The sequence below is a fragment of the Marinomonas sp. PE14-40 genome, assembly GCF_051623805.1.
Classification (GTDB): domain Bacteria; phylum Pseudomonadota; class Gammaproteobacteria; order Pseudomonadales; family Marinomonadaceae; genus Marinomonas.
Genome location: NZ_CP130700.1, coordinates 2,029,408 through 2,045,862, shown reverse-complemented (window position 1 = coordinate 2,045,862; position 16,455 = coordinate 2,029,408). Strand labels below are relative to the sequence as shown.

The following is a 16,455-nucleotide window of genomic DNA, read 5'->3' as shown; positions in this document are numbered from 1 at the left end:
GGCCAAACTCTAAAGGGTTTGACTCAGTTTCTCAATATCATTTATATTACTCGTAATATAAATGTTTATACAAAATTATTTTTCACCCACATTGGATGAAAGTCATCAGCAAGATAGAGGAAACGGCATGGATTTTAATACTTGGATCATTTTTACCGTCACCATCGCTTTGGTGATTGCGATTCCTGGTCCTTTAACCCTATTAATGGTGAATAGCTCTATTAACCTTGGGATGCGTAAATCTATGCCGATCATTTTAGGGGGCAGTACCGCCTCTTCTATCTTGATTAGTATCTCTGCCATAGGTTTAGGTGCTGTGATTGCAGCCTCAGAAACCACTTTTTATCTGATTAAATACTTAGGCGCTGCTTACCTTATTTATCTTGGTTTTACTCTTTGGATGTCTTCAAAACCAGCCAGTGAAGAAGGGCAAGAAGAAGCACCTAAAAAGCATCAAAACCTGCTATTAAAAAGCTTTACCTTAGGGATTACTAATCCTAAAGATATTGTATTTTTTATTGCCTTTTTACCTCAGTTTATTTCAACCCAAGAGAGTTATCTCACTCAACTAACGGTAATTGTGGCCACTTGGTTTGCTGTCGATTTTCTATGTAAGGTGCTTTACGGCGTCTTATCTAGAATGATTATCGGGCGTATTAATAGTGTGCGTAAAACCAGTGTGCTTGATAGGGTTTCGGCTGTCATTTTTGTGGCGGCAGGTGTCGCGGCCACTATTTAGTGTTTACTTTTTAAAGAGACCTTAAACGAAAGTTTAGGGTCTCTTCAATTCAGGGTCGATGCTTAGGATGGCTGAGAAGTTACTTAAGCCAATTATTTTAATTCAAAACACGTCTTTATTAGACGGTAATTCGCTCAGTCTAATCCTCTCATTTTTGATTTTTACGCATAAATTGTAAGGTTATTAAAGTCTATCTAACCCCTATATCGCGCTATTTCACGCCTAGTTTGCCAAAGATAAACTAATTTTATGGACAAGGGTTCAGAAGGTGTTTACTCTTTCCCATCGCAATAAAATACCTCCTTTTTTCTAGCAGGAAAAAGTCATTGTTTAACCTAGGTTTTTTGATAAAAAAACACCTAACAAAAGTTAAAAAATAGGGAACAAATTGCTGTGATGGCGTCTAATAAGCTTCATATAAAATGGTATCTTGCAGCCATTGGTATGCTATTACTGGCCATTGTTTTCTATATCAATATTCTTATCGTCAATAATCAGCAGCAAGAGCTTTCTCGTGTTAGCCAAGATCTACGTGCCTCTATCATTGGCAAGCTACAAAGTCATCTAGATTATATAAACCTACTAGCAGAAATGCGTCGTCGTAATGAAGTCGACATTAAGAGTTTTGAAAGCCGAAGTAGTGCCTACTTAAAAGCTCATCCTGAGCTCATTAACTTTACCTGGGTTGACCAAGACTTTTACATACGTTCAGTATCACCTTTAAGGGAAAATCGCCAAATTTTAGGTTTACACCTTGACTTGGCAGAGCCTGCCCGTGTTTCAGCGTTAGCGAAAAAAACCAAACAGGCACATTACACCAAGGCGTTTGAAGCCATCCAAGGGAACTGCTCATTTGAGGTCTGGTACCCAGTTTATCGTGATAACGAGTTCTTAGGTTTAATCGCCGGTGTTTATTCTTGCGAAAAACTGCTTAGGTCAGTGTCTGTCTCTGTCTCTTCAATCTCAAATCATTACTTAGTGGGTTTAACAGACAGCCAAGACTCTTTTTTCGTTTCGTTAAATCAAAATCAAAATGTTGATTCAAATAATAAGCATAAGATTATGCTTGAGTTGGACAATGATCTGGCTATTTCTGTGACTAGGTTAAAAACAAACTTTGGTGATATTAATTTATATATTCTGTTTTTGGCCGTTATTCTCTTGATCGTCCTTGCTTCAATCACAGGCTTAAAGCTGAAGCGTGATATGGCCAAGCGAGAAAGTTTATTAGAAGAACTTAGACAGGCTAACCATTATATTTCTGAGTCAGAGACCCGGTTTAAGCAGATCTTTGACTCTTCCCCAGTGGGCATGATCTTAGTGGATGATGCGGGACACATAGTGGATGTGAACCAGTTTATTTGCCAGATTTTTGGTTACGACGTGCAAAATTTGCTGCAAAAATCCATTGATTACTTAGTGCCAGAAGAACAAAGAACCGGTTACATTTGGGAGCAAGGTAAATACCATCCGATTAACCCAGATGTCGATAAGTCACTTATGTCTGATTTAGATGCTTTTACCGGGCTATGTGCCAATGGTGAAGTTATCTCTGTGCAGGTTGCTCTAGCGCCTATCAAGTTATTAAGTCGTTGGCATACTTTGGTTACCGTGATTGATAACACAGAACGTAACCAGTTATTTGATCAGCTTAAAATACAAAATAATAAGCTCAACCAAAGTAACTCTAGTTTGGTGAAGGTGAATGAGCAGTTAGAGCGTTTTGCTTATATCTGCTCACACGATTTGCAAGAACCTGTACGTATGGTGCAAGGCTTTGGGCCTCTTTTAGAGATGCAATTAGAAGGCAAGTTAGACGAAAAAAGTCAGAAGTATCTTCATTACATGATAGATGGGGCGAATAGAGCACGAGATATGATAGACGATATTCTCGAATACTGTCGCTCTGATAAGGTGATTACCAATTATGAGAGTGTTGATCTTGCTAAAACGTGCCAGCATGTTAATGAAACCCTATTAAATCAGTTTGCTCAACGTAATGGGCTATTTATTTGGGAAGAAAATCTACCACATCTACCTGCTGTGCCATCTCAGTTATTTCAGCTCATTTTGAATATAGTGAACAATGGCCTCAAGTTTAATCATAGTGAAACACCGCTTGTGGCACTTAAAGTGCTTTCAATTGATGACCATTGGCAAATACGTATTACCGATAATGGCATAGGCATTGCACCCCAATATCAAAAGCAAATTTTTAACATCTTTGAGCGGCTGCATGGCAATAGTGAGTTTCCTGGTACAGGGATAGGCTTGGCCAGTTGTCAGAAGATAGTAGAACGTCATTTTGGCTCTATTCACTTAGAGTCTCAATTAGAGCAGGGCAGTACCTTTATCATTAACTGGCCTAAGCAACAGAAAATCGAGTAACAATTTTAAGAGGTGAATAAAAAGGCTGATGGAATCGATAAACATCTTATTGGTAGAAGACAATAAAGGCGATATTGAGTTAACAAAAGAGTCTCTAAGTCGTGGTAAGTTGAAAAACACTCTGACCGTGATTGAAGATGGAGAGTCGGCGTTAAACTACCTAAACAAGCGAGGGCCTTATGAGGATGTTGAACGTCCAGATATTGTGTTGCTTGATTTAAATTTGCCAAAAGTGAGTGGCCGTGATGTTTTAAAATCACTCAAACAGGATGAACACTTAAAGGATATTCCTGTGATTATCCTATCCAGTTCTAAGGATGCTTTTGACATTAAAGAAGCTTATCAACTTCATGCTAACTGCTTTGTTAGCAAGCCTGTGTCTTTGGAGAGCTTTATTCAAGTGGTTCAAAGTATAGAGTCTTTTTGGATTGATATTGTTAAATTGCCAAATAAATAGGTCGCACTAAATATGTCTGAACAAGCCAAGCCTGACGAGATGTATACGCCAAAATTGCAAGAGTTCTCCTATGCCATTTCCCATGATTTAGGGGCGGCCATTCGGGGGATTAGTCAGTTAACTGGTTTGTTAGAACAAGACATAAGTGAAAAGGTGAGTGACAAAGAGCGTTATTGGATGCAGCTGATTAAAGGCAGTGCTGATAAAGCTCAGTCTATGATAGATGCGATGACACTTTATACCCGTTTAGAGTCAAGTCGAGAAGTATCAGTCGAGTTGGAACTCAATCTCTTGATTGAAACAATGCTGTCGAAATGTTTAGATGAAAATGCTGGATTACTGAATGGCAATTCACCTGATGTGAGCTTGAACTTGCAAGCCGTAAAATTGCACGCGACTCCAAACCACTGGAAGCTGCTTTTAACCTCACTAATTAATAATGCTTTGCAGTTTCAACAACCAAATAAAGCGGGTGAAATTAGCATCAGCTTGCAGGTAATCACATCACAAAAGGCAGTTTTGGTCATTGAAGATAATGGCATTGGTGTCAGTGAATCTAAGTTATCGGGGTTAACGAAACCTTTTAGTACGACAAGAAATTATCAGGACTCACCCAATCTAGGCATGGGGCTGAGTTATTGCGCACGCATAGCACAACTTAATCAAGCACGTTTGTATTTTGGTGAATCAGAGTTAGGTGGATTCAAGGTTGAATATGAGTTTTCTATATAGGACGTAAAATGTATAACTCGCTACTAGAGCATGATGGTCATAATGAAAATGTCTTCCTACTCGCCGAAGATAATCCGGTAGATGCCGAAATCGTCAGAGCCATGCTTGATGAGGCCTATGATGGTAAATTCAGCCTTGTTTGTGTCGATAAGTACTCTGAAATAGCAGGTGAGTTAGCGAAACAAGATTTTGATCTGCTCATACTGGATATGAATTTGCCAGATAGTACTGGCTCAAGGAGTGTGACTCTATTAAGAGATGCCTACCCAGGATTACCCATAGTGGTGCTGACAGGGCAAACAGATCTTGAGATAGCGGTAGAGTCATTAAAGCTTGGAGCGCAAGACTTTCTCACTAAGAATGATATTACCCCGCCTTTACTTGCTAGAAGCTTTTATTACGCCAAAGAACGCCGAAAGACGGAACAAGCATTACAGCAATCCCTGATTGATATTGCCGATCGTAATGAACAACTTAATCAGCTAGCTTATACAGATCACCTCACCAAACTCCCTAATCGCACTCAATTTGAAGCAGAAATCAATCACAGGTTGCAAAAAGCACAGGCAGAAAAAAAGCAGTTTGCATTACTTTATTTAGACCTAAATAACTTTAAAACCGTGAATGATAACTTTGGTCATATCGTCGGGGATGAGTTACTGATTCAGGTCGCAAAGAGATTGCAGATAACTCTAGATGCTGGGGATTTTATTGCTCGCATGGGGGGAGATGAGTTTCTTATTTTTACCGACCTTATCGATAGCAGTAATAAGCAAAGAGTTGATCTACTGATTGAAAATATACTGTCGGCTTTTGAAGCGCCTTTTGCCATTGATCGTAAAGAGATACAAAGCCAACCTGCTATCGGAGTGGCTTTTTTTCCTGAAGCATACAGTGCAGAACTACTGATGAAGCATGCAGATTGTGCTATGTATGAGGTTAAAGCTAATCCAGAATCTGGCCAATCAGTACGCTTTTATACAGGGGAAATGGAAGAAAAGTATAACCGTAAAGTTATGATAGCCGCGCAGCTTGATCAGGCGCTTAAGCAAGATGAGTTTGATGTTTTCTTTCAAAGTATTGAAGACATACATCAACCAAACAGCTTAAATTACGAAGCATTATTACGTTGGAACTCACAGTTAATGGGGCCTGTACGTCCAGAAGAGTTTATCCCAGTCTTTGAAGATAGCCCGATTATTAATCAGCTCACTAAGATAGTGCTGAAAAAGTCCCAAAGGCTGATTAACGCACTCGACAAGTCAGATGTGAACTTGGCGAGCATTAAAATTAATGTGACAGCATCACAATTATCCAGTGCCAATTTTAGCCGTTTGTTTTTATCTTGGTTGGACGAGCTAAACCTTTCACCTAACGTCTTTTGTCTTGAGTTAACTGAAAGGCAAATGGTGAAGAATGTGGCTACTTGCATTAACCAAATTGAAGAACTGCGTGACGCAGGGGTAAAAATTGCCCTAGATGACTTTGGTGCCGGTTATTCATCTATCAAACTATTATTAGAGTTTGCCATTGATTATCTCAAGTTAGACATGTCTTTGATTAAAGACATTGAAAAGCATAGACGTAACCAAGCGCTCGTTTCTGGCATAATTGAGATTGGCCACCGAATGGGCATGAAGGTTGTCGCAGAAGGGGTCGAAACTTTAGATGAATACCAAACGTGTAAAAAGCTTAAATGTGACATGATTCAAGGTTACTATTTGCATAGGCCAGAGCCACAAGAAAGCCTTTTAACGAAAACGCTAGAGAGCCAAGTCTCAGACAAAACACGTGTAGACAAGCAGGCACCAGAGTTGGTTTAACTTTGGTGTATTAGCTTGAAGATCTTCATATGAATCACTCATTAAAAATGGCCGCTAGTAGACCCCGGTAAGCTCTGTTACCTGCTTGTTTATTACCTCGGCCACGGTTTAATACAATGGCTCCTCGGTTAACCGAAATGATCATAGCAGCGAGCTCATCTGCTTGCCATTTATGACTGAGTTGACCTTGCTCAATGGCTAGCTGACACCTTTTCTCAAGGCATGTGAGCATATCATCTAAGCCTTTTTTGATTGATTCTTTCGCAACAGACTCTTGAGCGGCCATCTCCAACGCGGCAAGGCTAGCCAAGCAGCCTTGATCCATACTGTCGTCATTAAACCCACCGACTAGATAGTCACAATATTCATAAATAGCTGTTTTAAAATCGGCCTGTTCAAGTTTAGCTAAGGCTTGGCTAGTGTAGTGTAAGCGGAATCTCTCAAGACAGGCTGTGTAAAAACCATCCTTATTACCAAAAGCATTGTAAATACTTGATTTATTAAGCTTTGTAACTTTTTCTAAATCAGAAAGTGATGTGCCAGAAAAGCCTTTATCTTTAAAGAGTGACATAGCTGAATCTACTGCTGTATCAGTATCGAATTGTTTATTTCCACTCATAGTCTGTTTATTCCATTATTAAAATAGTATTGACATCTTGAACTGATCGTTTCAATATGGTCTTGAACTGGTTGGTTCAAGATATGGTTAGTGTAATTTATTCCATTCGCTTTGTCTTTAAACCCCTTCAGTATTTTTAATTTTATGTAAGAGTGGTAAAACTATGACAAGCCCTAATTTGACTCAAGACCTTCCCAAAAAACCTATCCCTTTAAGAGTTACTTTCATTTTGAATGCTCTGATGATGGTGCTGCCTTTTGTATTTTATGGGGTTTTCACTAGTCAAAATATTCAAGTCGGTACGCTGGACCCACAATGGTTCTTGTATACAGGTGCTGCTTATATTACGAGTTTTGCTTTTTTAGTGAACTTTATTTTAAAGCGTAATTTTGTCGGCTTTAGAACTATGTTCTTTGTTAACTTTGTCATTGCTATTCCTGCTGGTGCTTATATAGGAATGGTTATTGCGTTGGTATCTTTTGGATTAAGTTTTAATCAAAAAATCAAGACATACTTTTTGGCAAACTAGATTTTATAACTGATGAATTTTAGCTAAAAGAAGAGGTGAAAAATGGCATCTTATTTACTTGGTTCCTGTATTTGTGAAAAGGTTAAATACCAAGTCAAGGATGACTTTATGAGCTTTAAACTTTGCCATTGTCGCTTATGTCAAAAAGCGTCAGGTTCTTCAAATGTGGCGAATGCCTTTACTTTTGTAGAGAATATAAGTTGGCAGCAAGGAGAAAATCACTTGAAGAGTTTTGACGTACCCAATAGTCAGGTAAGGCGGGTATTTTGCAAAACATGTGGGACTTCCATGCCATTTATAACGCAAAATGAAAGGTTACTTGTTGTACCTGTGGGTACGCTTTCAAGCCAGCCTAAACTTCCTCCTCAGGAAGTTAGGGTCTGGCATGAAAGAATGCCTTGGTATGATGAAATCAAAAATTTAGAACGTCTGATTTAAAAGCGTGGGAAAGATTTAACCACTGAGTTCACTTGAGCTGAGCTATATTGATAACGCAACCAAGCTTCTTGATTTGAATAGACCTGTGCTCCTGTGGCGTCGGTAACATTCCAATCTGCCTCCCAAGGGGCATGAACCCTATCACCATTCACATAAAACTTAACGACATTACGAAGCGGGAAGTTGCTATCGTTCCAATAGCGGCAACAAAAAGCTAACTCAGAAGAGGTGATGGCTACATAATCGTCTTTATTGGGAAGGCTATCCTTTCTGGCCATAGTGCCTAGGTCACCCAAACCATCTAATACAAAGTGTACCTTGGCATCTACATTTCGATAAAGAGGGGAAGATGCAACCATAGCAATACCGCCTTTGCAGGCACGCCTAACCCCTTTTAACATTTTTGCATGGGCCCAATAATGCTGATCTGCTGTACTTCGACCCCTATTCGTATCTGGATGTTGTGTTCGTACAGCGGCTTTGTTCTGATGAGTATCTTTTAATAGTCTTGAGTTTGTCATATTAAAAACGTCCGCAGGATTATAGCGGCTGGCAAGTAAGCCATTTGAGAAGACTTGGCGTGTTGCCTCATTACGAATATCGCCAAGGGGCCCTCCACGACGAATACTGTCCATCGCTTCTTGGCGGGTTACATTCAGCAGACCAGATCCATTCCATTGGCGGCCAAAAGCTAAACCTGTCCCTATATTAGAAGCATTATTAAAGTCGTCACATTGTAAGGGACGACCAACGGGCAAACGATAAGGGGCGTAACTTCTGGCAGGCGCTATGCCATACATAAGGTCAACATAATCGGTGGTAGAGTCCATAGTGGCGTAATAGCCTTGAAAGTCTAATTTGTTGGTTAGACGACCATTAGCGACAACATTAAGTGCAAGGTGCTGTGAGATAGCTGAACAGTGAAACGACACGTATTTTATGACTTTTTTATACTTTTCTTTTTTCACTTGAGACATTCGAGATATTCTTAAGCTTATTTCTTGTTTTTGTACAGGTGGCGAGGTTCTTGTTAGCAGCTCTCGTAAATTATTTAGGCTAGACGCTGCAATTCTAATATTGGGGTGGCACTCTCTAGCGATACGATCAAACTCTGCTATTGAAAAGGTGACAGGGGTGTTGTTGATAGTAAAAGGCATAACCAATCCTTGTAGTGGCAAATGAAAAAGTGATGAAGGCCTTTAATCCAGCAGCCTTAAGTTTGATGTTATTGAAGAACTCTTAAGGAGCGCTTAACTAAATTAGAAAGATCTTATGAAAGCGGTTTTTTATTTTAGTTCATTTCATTACTACAAAAAAAGCAGAAAGCTTTAATTTAATAAAGGCTTTCTGCTTTTCGTAATCTTAGTTTGAAAACTTATTTAGATTAAGCTTCCCTCGCTGTATTTAAAGCCCACCTTGGGTTAATTTCGCTGGGTCTAACAATTGTGTTAGTTCATCTACACTAAGATCTGTATTTTCCTTAACTACATCAATAACCGGACGGCCTTCTTTATAGGCTTGTTTAGCAATTTCGGCGGCTTTTTGATAACCAATAATTGGGTTTAATGCAGTGACTAAAATAGGGTTACGAGCTAGGGCTTCTTTTAGCTTGTCTTCCTTGACGATGAAACTGCTAATCGCTTTATCTGCTAACAAATGGCTCACATTACTAATGAGCTGAATGCTCTCCAGTAGATTGCGAGCAATCAAAGGCAGCATAACATTCAACTCGAAGCTGCCAGATTGTCCGGCAATTGTGATGCTTGTGTCATTGCCTATGACTTGCGCAGCGACCATAGCTGTAGCCTCTGGAATCACTGGGTTAACCTTACCTGGCATAATGGAAGAACCAGGTTGTAGGGCTTCCAATTCTATTTCACCTAGACCTGCAAGTGGGCCTGAATTCATCCAACGTAGGTCATTGGCTATTTTCATCAAAGAGACAGCGGTGGTTTTTAACTGGCCTGAAACTGATACGGCGATGTCTTGGCTAGCAATATGAGTAAATAAATTCGCAGCTGGGGTAAATTTAATCTTTGTTAAGGCTGATAGCTCTTGATTGAAGGTGTTAGCAAAGTCTGGATGAGCATTAATGCCTGTACCGACTGCAGTTCCACCTTGTGCCAAGCTTTGTAACGCCGGCAAGCTTAATTCAATGGCTTGGATATTTTGCTCTATTTGTGTCGACCAACTTAATAGCGACTGATCCAAGCGAACTGGCATCGCATCCATAAGGTGAGTGCGGCCTGTTTTTACATGGTGTTTCACGCTTTCAGCTTTTGCTTGAATACTTGTAACAAGGTGTTTTAGAGCTGGTAGCAGGCTTTGATGTATTTCTAACGTGGCACTTATATGAATACTACTTGGAATAATATCATTGCTACTCTGGCCATAATTCACATGGTCATTTGGATTAACTTCAAAACCCGCAATACGAGAAGCAAGTGTTGCTAAAACTTCGTTAGCATTCATGTTGGAGCTTGTACCTGAACCTGTTTGGAAAACATCAACAGGGAAGTGCTGGATAAAATCCTTTTGGGCAAGCAGTTCATCAACGGCTTGGGCTATGGCTTGGGCAATTTCTTTATCTAGCAGGCCTAACTTTAGATTTGCTTTAGCAGCAGACTTTTTAGCAAGCAATAAACCTCGGATAAAAGCAATTGGCATACCTTGGCCACTAATGGGAAAGTTATTAATCGCACGTTGGGTTTGGGCAGAATAGAGAGCTGATTCAGGGACTTCAAGTTCGCCCATACTGTCACGTTCAATTCGAGTTTTCATCTTGGTTCCTTAAGGTATCTGGCGCTATTTAATAAAACTAGGAGAGAAGTAGTGGGAAATCACATTAATTTCGGATAACAATTCTTGCAGCTCACTTTGTTGCTGGGGGCGTTTAACAATACGATTTAAACTGCATAAGGGCCTGGCGATATGGTCAAGGCATGTCACTCGCCAGTGATCTGGGTTCATAGTATCGGCAAAGGTCTCTAATAAAAATTGCACTATCCCTATGTAGTTATTCCATTGTTCTTCTGCTGTGACTTTTTGGCACCTATCTTCTTCAAAGGCTAGCCATATAGAAAGTAACGCCGGATTATTTGGTTCCATGCCATAACGTATTTTGTTTTTTAGTTGATCTATCATGATTAAGGTTTACTGCTTGAATATTAAACGAATAAAATTAACGATAATGAGAATTGTTATCATTAAATATTAAGCTCACTTAAAGGTCAAGCAAACTCAATAATCAGAGAGAAATCACTATAATTTAGATTTATTCATAATGTGAAATCGATACATTCTGAGTTATATGATAAATACTAAATAGGCATATTTAGAGCCTTGCTACTTGTTTGTTTTTCAGTCAAATTGTCTAAACACAAATAAGGTGCTCGCTTTAAAGGATATTGAATCGCAGTAATGAAATGGTTTTTATGCCCTTGTTTTATCTATTATTGGCCTCTTTTGTTTTTGTCATAAATAGTTTGGGTTAATGTTATTTTATTTAAAAACAAATACTTAGAGTTAGTTTTTAACTGATTTTTAGGTTTTTTTGTGATTTCAGTAATGATTTTCGTTAAACAATTATTTTGATCTAGCAGCAGGTTCAAGCTTAATGTCATCTACTCGCTTGAAAAAGTTAATTTGCCTAGCTGTGAAACAATTGTTTTATATCTATAAATTATAAAAATAATTAAACAAAGACAAAATTGATCTAATTCACGGGTTTTGAACACATGACTTAGTTAATTTGTTTTGCTAATGTTTTTATCTCGATTTGGTAGATCAACACGAAAGTCACTGCCATGTACCTAGAACTGTGGGTGCATGGCCAGATTATATGGCATGCACCCTTTAATAAGAGTGCGTGTTATGACAAAGCAATCTGTTTTATGGATAAAGTCACCTCTTTCGACCTTTACGGCCAATAATGAAGATGCCAGCAATGGTATCTTGATACAGGGCCAAACCATCCTTGAGTTGGTCGCAAAAGGTCAAAGCCCCAAACGTCAATATGATCAAGTTTTTGATGCCAGTGCCCATGTGCTTATGCCAGGTACGGTAAATACTCATCATCACTTTTATCAAACCCTGACTCGAGCTTGTCCACCTGCTTTAAATAAAAAACTCTTCCCTTGGTTGCAAACCCTTTACCCTATTTGGGCCAAGCTCACACCAGAGCAGCATGCGTTAGCCACCGAGCTTGCCATGGTAGAGCTATTGCTTAGTGGTTGTACCACAGTGAGTGACCATCATTATTTATTCCCAGAAACCTTAGTGAATGGCATCGATCAGCAAGTCGAGGTTGCACAGCGTTTAGGTATGCGTGCCACCTTTACTCGAGGTTCCATGAGCTTAGGTCAAGATCAAGGTGGCTTGCCGCCTCAGTCTGTTGTCCAAAGTGAAGACACTATCATGGATGACAGCGCTCGCTTAATTCAGGCTTACCATCAAAAAGATGATCTTATCGAAATTGCACTCGCGCCTTGTTCGCCTTTTTCTGTCACCCAAGATTTAATGAAGAGCACAGCCGCACTGGCAAAAGAGTTCGATGTGAATATTCATACCCATCTTGCTGAAACAGAGGATGAAAATAACTTTTGCTTAGAAATGTTTGGGCAAAGGCCATTGGACTATCTAGAGACAGTGGGTTGGCTACATAACAAAACTTGGCTAGCACACGGTATTCACTTTAATGACGAAGAAGTGAAGCGCCTTGGGGCTGCCAAAGTAGGGATATGTCATTGCCCTTCATCCAACATGGTATTGGCCTCTGGTATTGCCAGAGTAAATGAGCTCAAAGCCGCTGGTGTACGAGTTGGATTGGGCGTTGATGGTTCAGCATCAAATGATCATAGCAACTTGATGCAAGAAATTAGGCAAGCCCTTTGCATACAAAGGCTGAGATACCAAGCAGATGAGTTTACTCACCTTGATGCCCTAAACCTTGCCACAAAAGGCTCTGCTGAGGTGCTTAATCGCCCAAATATTGGGCAGTTAGCCGTGGGCATGAAGGCGGACCTCGCCCTTTATAAATTGGATGAACCAAGATTTAGCGGTAGTCATGATCCGTTAGCAGCCATGGTGTTATGCGGTGCCCATAAGGCCGATGCCGTGATGATTAATGGCCAATGGAAAGTGAAGCAAGGGGTCTGGTTAGAAGGAGATATTGCGGAGTTAATGCAAAAACACACCGCTGCTGCAAAAGCCTTATTTCAATCGGCAGGCTATTAAGACGCTACCGCTTTAAGGCTCATTTTTAATCGGCTTTCAGAAGGAGATGAAGCAACAGATAGAGGATTGAATAGCATTTGGCTGGTTGATTGAATCGACCAGCCACTTAAAACATAAAACGTTAAAAAACCATTAACTCAAACTTGTAAGTATCTCGTAAAAAAATAATAAGCGGAGCAACAGCATGAGTAAGAACAATCAGTTAGATCAACAACCAGGTCAAGAGTCCAGCAATGACAAAAACGAATTAATTTATGGTCTTAATGATAGACCAGAACCTCACAAAGCCTTGTTTGCTGCGTTTCAGCATATCTTAGCAAGCTTTGTCGGCATTACCACACCCGCCCTAATCATTGGTGGTGTGTTAGGTCTTGGCGAACACCTTCCTTATCTCATTAGTATGGCCCTGATCGTTTCCGGTGTCGGTACCTTTATTCAAGCCAAACGCGTCGGCCCTATTGGTTCTGGCCTTTTGTGTGTTCAGGGCACCAGTTTCGCCTTTTTAAGCGCTGTATTAGCGGCGGGTTTTTTAGTCAAAAACCGCGGCGGTAGCTCAGAAGACATACTCGCCATGATTTTTGGTGTTTGTCTTTGCTCTGCCTTTATCGAAATTATCTTAAGTCGCTTCATGCATAAGCTTGGGCGTATCATCACACCTGTAGTAACAGGTATCGTTATTACCACTATCGGTTTATCCCTTATCAAAGTGGGGATGACAGACTTAGCGGGTGGTTTTAATGCGCAAGACAAAGGTGCACTGCATTATCTTGCGATTGGTGGCATCACATTAAGTACCATTATTCTGTTAAACCGTTTTAGTAATCAAACACTGCGTCTTTCAGCTATCATGATAGGTATGGTTGTTGGCTATATTAGTGCCGCTTTCATGGGAATGGTTAACTATGATATTGCCGAAGTGGCACTTATTACGATACCAACGCCATTTAAATACGGTTTAGATTTTGATATTGCGGCTTTCATTCCTGTTGCCATTATTTCAGTCGTGACTGCAATAGAAACGACTGGTGACTTAACCGCTAACTCCATGGTATCTAATGAACCAGTTAAAGGTCCTGTTTATATGCGCCGTATTAAAGCAGGTGTATTGGGTGATGGTACTAACTCGACGATTGCTGCGATTATGGGTAGCTTTCCTATGTCGACCTTTAGCCAGAATAACGGTGTGATTCAGCTTACTGGCGTCGCAAGTCGTTATGTGGCCTTTTATATCGCTGGCTTATTTGTTTTGTTAGGTATGTTCCCAATTATCGGTGCTTTCTTACAAACCATGCCAAAACCAGTACTAGGTGGTGCAACATTGGTGATGTTCGGAACCGTTGCAGCGGCAGGAATTCGAATTCTTGCGACAGCAGAACTTGGCCGTCGTGACCTGTTGATTATGGCTGTCTCTTTTGGCTTAGGTTTAGGGGTAACTGCTGTACCTGAAGTAACAAGCTCTATGCCACCTTTACTTAAAAGCCTAATGGGTTCATCGGTTACTGTTGCTGGCTTATCTGCTATCTTCATGAGTTTGTTATTGCCTATGAGTAAGCGAGAAGAAGAAAAAAATGAAGCCGCTGAAAAGCAAGCTGAAATAGAAGCTGAAGTGCTTGAGAAAGCAGAAAAGGCTTAGATGCTGTTTAACCTTACTTACCAATAAGGGGCGTGTGTTTTTATCCAAAGTGCATGCCCAAGACTATTCGTCTAATAAAGATAAAATCCGTTATTCGGTTTAGGTTGCCTTTTACCTGAGGGCGGCCTTTTTTAGTCAGTTTGATCTAACTGCTTGATCCTAGAGTAGTTAAAAAAATCATGTAAAATTCTTAATAATCATGGCTTTAATTAATCTTTAAAAAATTAAATGAATAGGGTAATAACTCGACGCTTTAGCGTATCATGCCTTACTAATGTAAAAGTGATTCTAGTATTTTTTGAGTAATTGAGATGGTGATTGAGAGAGCAATGAAGATAGAAATTAAAGACATCGGCCATACTGTCAAAACGCCCTCAGCTAGCCTCTCAAGTGATGTAAGTTGCTCGAACTGCAATGCTTCCTGCTGCCATTATGAGGTGATGCTTATTTCGGATACTGGTGTACCTGAAAGACACATTACTGAAAATGAATATGGGGTTGAAGTGATGTTACGTTTAGAAGATGGTTGGTGTTCTGCGATGGATAGGAATACTCATATGTGTACCATCTATGAGAAACGTCCTTGGGTTTGCCGTGAGTTTGAAATGGCCTCGCAAGATTGTGAAACAGCACGTCATCAATATATGAGTCTAAAGTCTTAAATACCTTTGCTTATCATTTTTTTTTATCGAGCACGTTAAACTACTTCACTCAGTTTCGGTATAATTAACTCCTAACGATATCGCTACAAAAAGGCACAAGTAATTGGCCCTAATAGTATGTTTTTATAATAACTCTCCTATCCTTAGAGCTTAACCTAGATGTTTAGATGACTCATCTACCTATCTCATCAAGCAAAAAGCGTCTAAATCATAATGTTATAATCATCTAAGTTTTAAATCTAAAGCGTGCAATAGCATGGAGAAGATACCTACATAATGAAAAATTTTGATTTTGAATTTAAAGATATTGTTGAGACTGCGAAAGATGTTGTTATAGTGACAAAAGCAGATCAAATCGATGAGCCAGGCCCTGAAATAATTTATGTGAATCAGGCCTTTACCGAATTGACAGGGTACTCAAAAGAAGAGGTGATAGGGAAAACACCAAGAATCTTGCAGTCTAAAGGAACCAGCAAAAAAGCAAGAAGTATGATTCGTAAAGGTTTAGAAGAAAAGGTGCCTGTTAGGGTAACCATCAGAAACTATTCCAAAGCAGGGAAAGAGTATTGGCTTGATTTGAGTATTACACCGCTTTTTAATGATCAAGGTGAGGTGACTCACATGGTTTCTATTCAACGTGATGTAACCGAATACATTAATGTTCAGAATAAGTTGAAACTCCTTTCAAGAACAGACTCTCTAACTGGACTGATGAATCGACGTATGTTTGATGAAACGGCAGAGAAAGAGTTCTATCGTTATAAAAACCAGAGTATTCATTATTCTTTGCTAGCGCTAGACATAGACCATTTCAAACGAATTAACGACAAGTATGGCCACTCTATGGGAGATTATGTTTTAGCGTCTTTCTCTTCTTTGTGTGAAAAAAATATTCGCTCTCAAGATAAAATAGCCAGAATTGGCGGAGAAGAGTTTTGTATTATTTTACCTGCAACGGATAAAGCGGGCGCAATGGAAGTGGCAGAAAAATTAAGAGCATCCATATCAAATGCTTGTTTTACTCAAAATGATTATGAAATATCAATCACTGTCAGCATTGGCGTTTCTGAAGTAACAGAGTCAGATTACGACTATGTGGCCATGCTCAAGCGAGCCGACGAAAACCTTTACCACGCCAAGCATAAGGGTCGTAATCAGGTTTATAGTTTAGATAACTAAAGTAGGCCTGTGCATTAACAC

The 16,455-nt window shown here is 39.7% G+C and carries 15 protein-coding genes; 11 read left to right on the top strand and 4 right to left on the bottom strand.

Annotated features, from left to right (window positions below; translation table 11 throughout):
- Window positions 1–127 precede the first annotated feature (127 nt).
- The 5 genes from Q0A08_RS09375 (at window position 128) to Q0A08_RS09355 (ending at window position 6,139) form a co-directional block, all read left to right on the top strand.
- Window positions 128–739 (top strand): LysE family translocator, encoded by a 612-nt coding sequence (locus tag Q0A08_RS09375; protein ID WP_438466607.1) that lies wholly within the window; start codon window positions 128–130, stop codon window positions 737–739.
- A gap of 396 nt (window positions 740–1,135) precedes the next feature.
- A complete protein-coding gene (locus tag Q0A08_RS09370; protein ID WP_438466605.1) occupies window positions 1,136–3,127 on the top strand; it encodes an ATP-binding protein in 1,992 nt (663 codons plus the stop codon).
- Window positions 3,128–3,155: 28 nt separating this feature from the next.
- Window positions 3,156–3,584, top strand: a complete 429-nt coding sequence (locus tag Q0A08_RS09365) for a response regulator (protein WP_438466603.1) — start codon at window positions 3,156–3,158, stop codon at window positions 3,582–3,584.
- Window positions 3,585–3,596: 12 nt separating this feature from the next.
- A complete protein-coding gene (locus Q0A08_RS09360; RefSeq protein ID WP_438466601.1) occupies window positions 3,597–4,316 on the top strand; it encodes a sensor histidine kinase in 720 nt (239 codons plus the stop codon).
- Between the two features lie 8 nt (window positions 4,317–4,324).
- Window positions 4,325–6,139 (top strand): EAL domain-containing protein, encoded by a 1,815-nt coding sequence (locus tag Q0A08_RS09355; protein ID WP_438466599.1) that lies wholly within the window; start codon window positions 4,325–4,327, stop codon window positions 6,137–6,139.
- 34 nt (window positions 6,140–6,173) lie between these two features.
- Here Q0A08_RS09355 and Q0A08_RS09350 read toward each other — a convergent pair whose 3' ends face one another.
- Complete coding sequence (locus Q0A08_RS09350) at window positions 6,174–6,758, bottom strand: TetR/AcrR family transcriptional regulator (RefSeq protein ID WP_438466597.1); 585 nt, start codon at window positions 6,756–6,758, stop codon at window positions 6,174–6,176.
- 163 nt (window positions 6,759–6,921) lie between these two features.
- Between Q0A08_RS09350 and Q0A08_RS09345 the strand changes: the two genes are divergently transcribed.
- Together Q0A08_RS09345 and Q0A08_RS09340 are read left to right on the top strand one after the other, a co-directional pair.
- A complete protein-coding gene (locus Q0A08_RS09345) occupies window positions 6,922–7,287 on the top strand; it encodes a hypothetical protein (protein ID WP_438466595.1) in 366 nt (121 codons plus the stop codon).
- Window positions 7,288–7,329: 42 nt separating this feature from the next.
- Window positions 7,330–7,725 (top strand): GFA family protein, encoded by a 396-nt coding sequence (locus tag Q0A08_RS09340; protein WP_438466594.1) that lies wholly within the window; start codon window positions 7,330–7,332, stop codon window positions 7,723–7,725.
- Here Q0A08_RS09340 and Q0A08_RS09335 read toward each other — a convergent pair.
- The 3 genes from Q0A08_RS09335 to Q0A08_RS09325 all read right to left on the bottom strand — a co-directional run bounded on the left by Q0A08_RS09335 (window position 7,722) and on the right by Q0A08_RS09325 (window position 10,869).
- Entirely contained in the window at window positions 7,722–8,882 is a 1,161-nt protein-coding gene (locus tag Q0A08_RS09335) for a hypothetical protein (protein WP_438466593.1), read from the bottom strand. The genes Q0A08_RS09340 and Q0A08_RS09335 overlap by 4 nt on opposite strands.
- A gap of 247 nt (window positions 8,883–9,129) precedes the next feature.
- A complete protein-coding gene (locus Q0A08_RS09330) occupies window positions 9,130–10,506 on the bottom strand; it encodes a class II fumarate hydratase (RefSeq protein WP_438466591.1) in 1,377 nt (458 codons plus the stop codon).
- A 24-nt stretch (window positions 10,507–10,530) separates the two neighbouring features.
- Window positions 10,531–10,869 carry a hypothetical protein gene (locus tag Q0A08_RS09325; RefSeq protein ID WP_438466589.1) on the bottom strand — a complete coding sequence of 113 codons (339 nt, stop codon included), beginning with the start codon at window positions 10,867–10,869 and terminating at the stop codon, window positions 10,531–10,533.
- A 729-nt stretch (window positions 10,870–11,598) separates the two neighbouring features.
- Between Q0A08_RS09325 and Q0A08_RS09320 the strand changes: the two genes are divergently transcribed.
- From Q0A08_RS09320 to Q0A08_RS09305, 4 genes are all read left to right on the top strand, one after another.
- On the top strand, window positions 11,599–12,960 hold the full coding sequence (locus Q0A08_RS09320) for an 8-oxoguanine deaminase (protein WP_438466587.1): 1,362 nt from the start codon (window positions 11,599–11,601) through the stop codon (window positions 12,958–12,960).
- Window positions 12,961–13,144: 184 nt separating this feature from the next.
- The gene (locus Q0A08_RS09315) at window positions 13,145–14,593 is read left to right on the top strand and encodes a uracil-xanthine permease family protein (protein WP_438466585.1); all 1,449 of its coding nucleotides are present in this window, start codon (window positions 13,145–13,147) and stop codon (window positions 14,591–14,593) included.
- 329 nt (window positions 14,594–14,922) lie between these two features.
- Window positions 14,923–15,255, top strand: a complete 333-nt coding sequence (locus Q0A08_RS09310; RefSeq protein WP_438466583.1) for a YkgJ family cysteine cluster protein — start codon at window positions 14,923–14,925, stop codon at window positions 15,253–15,255.
- A gap of 276 nt (window positions 15,256–15,531) precedes the next feature.
- Entirely contained in the window at window positions 15,532–16,434 is a 903-nt protein-coding gene (locus Q0A08_RS09305) for a diguanylate cyclase (RefSeq protein ID WP_438466581.1), read from the top strand.
- Window positions 16,435–16,455 lie beyond the last annotated feature (21 nt).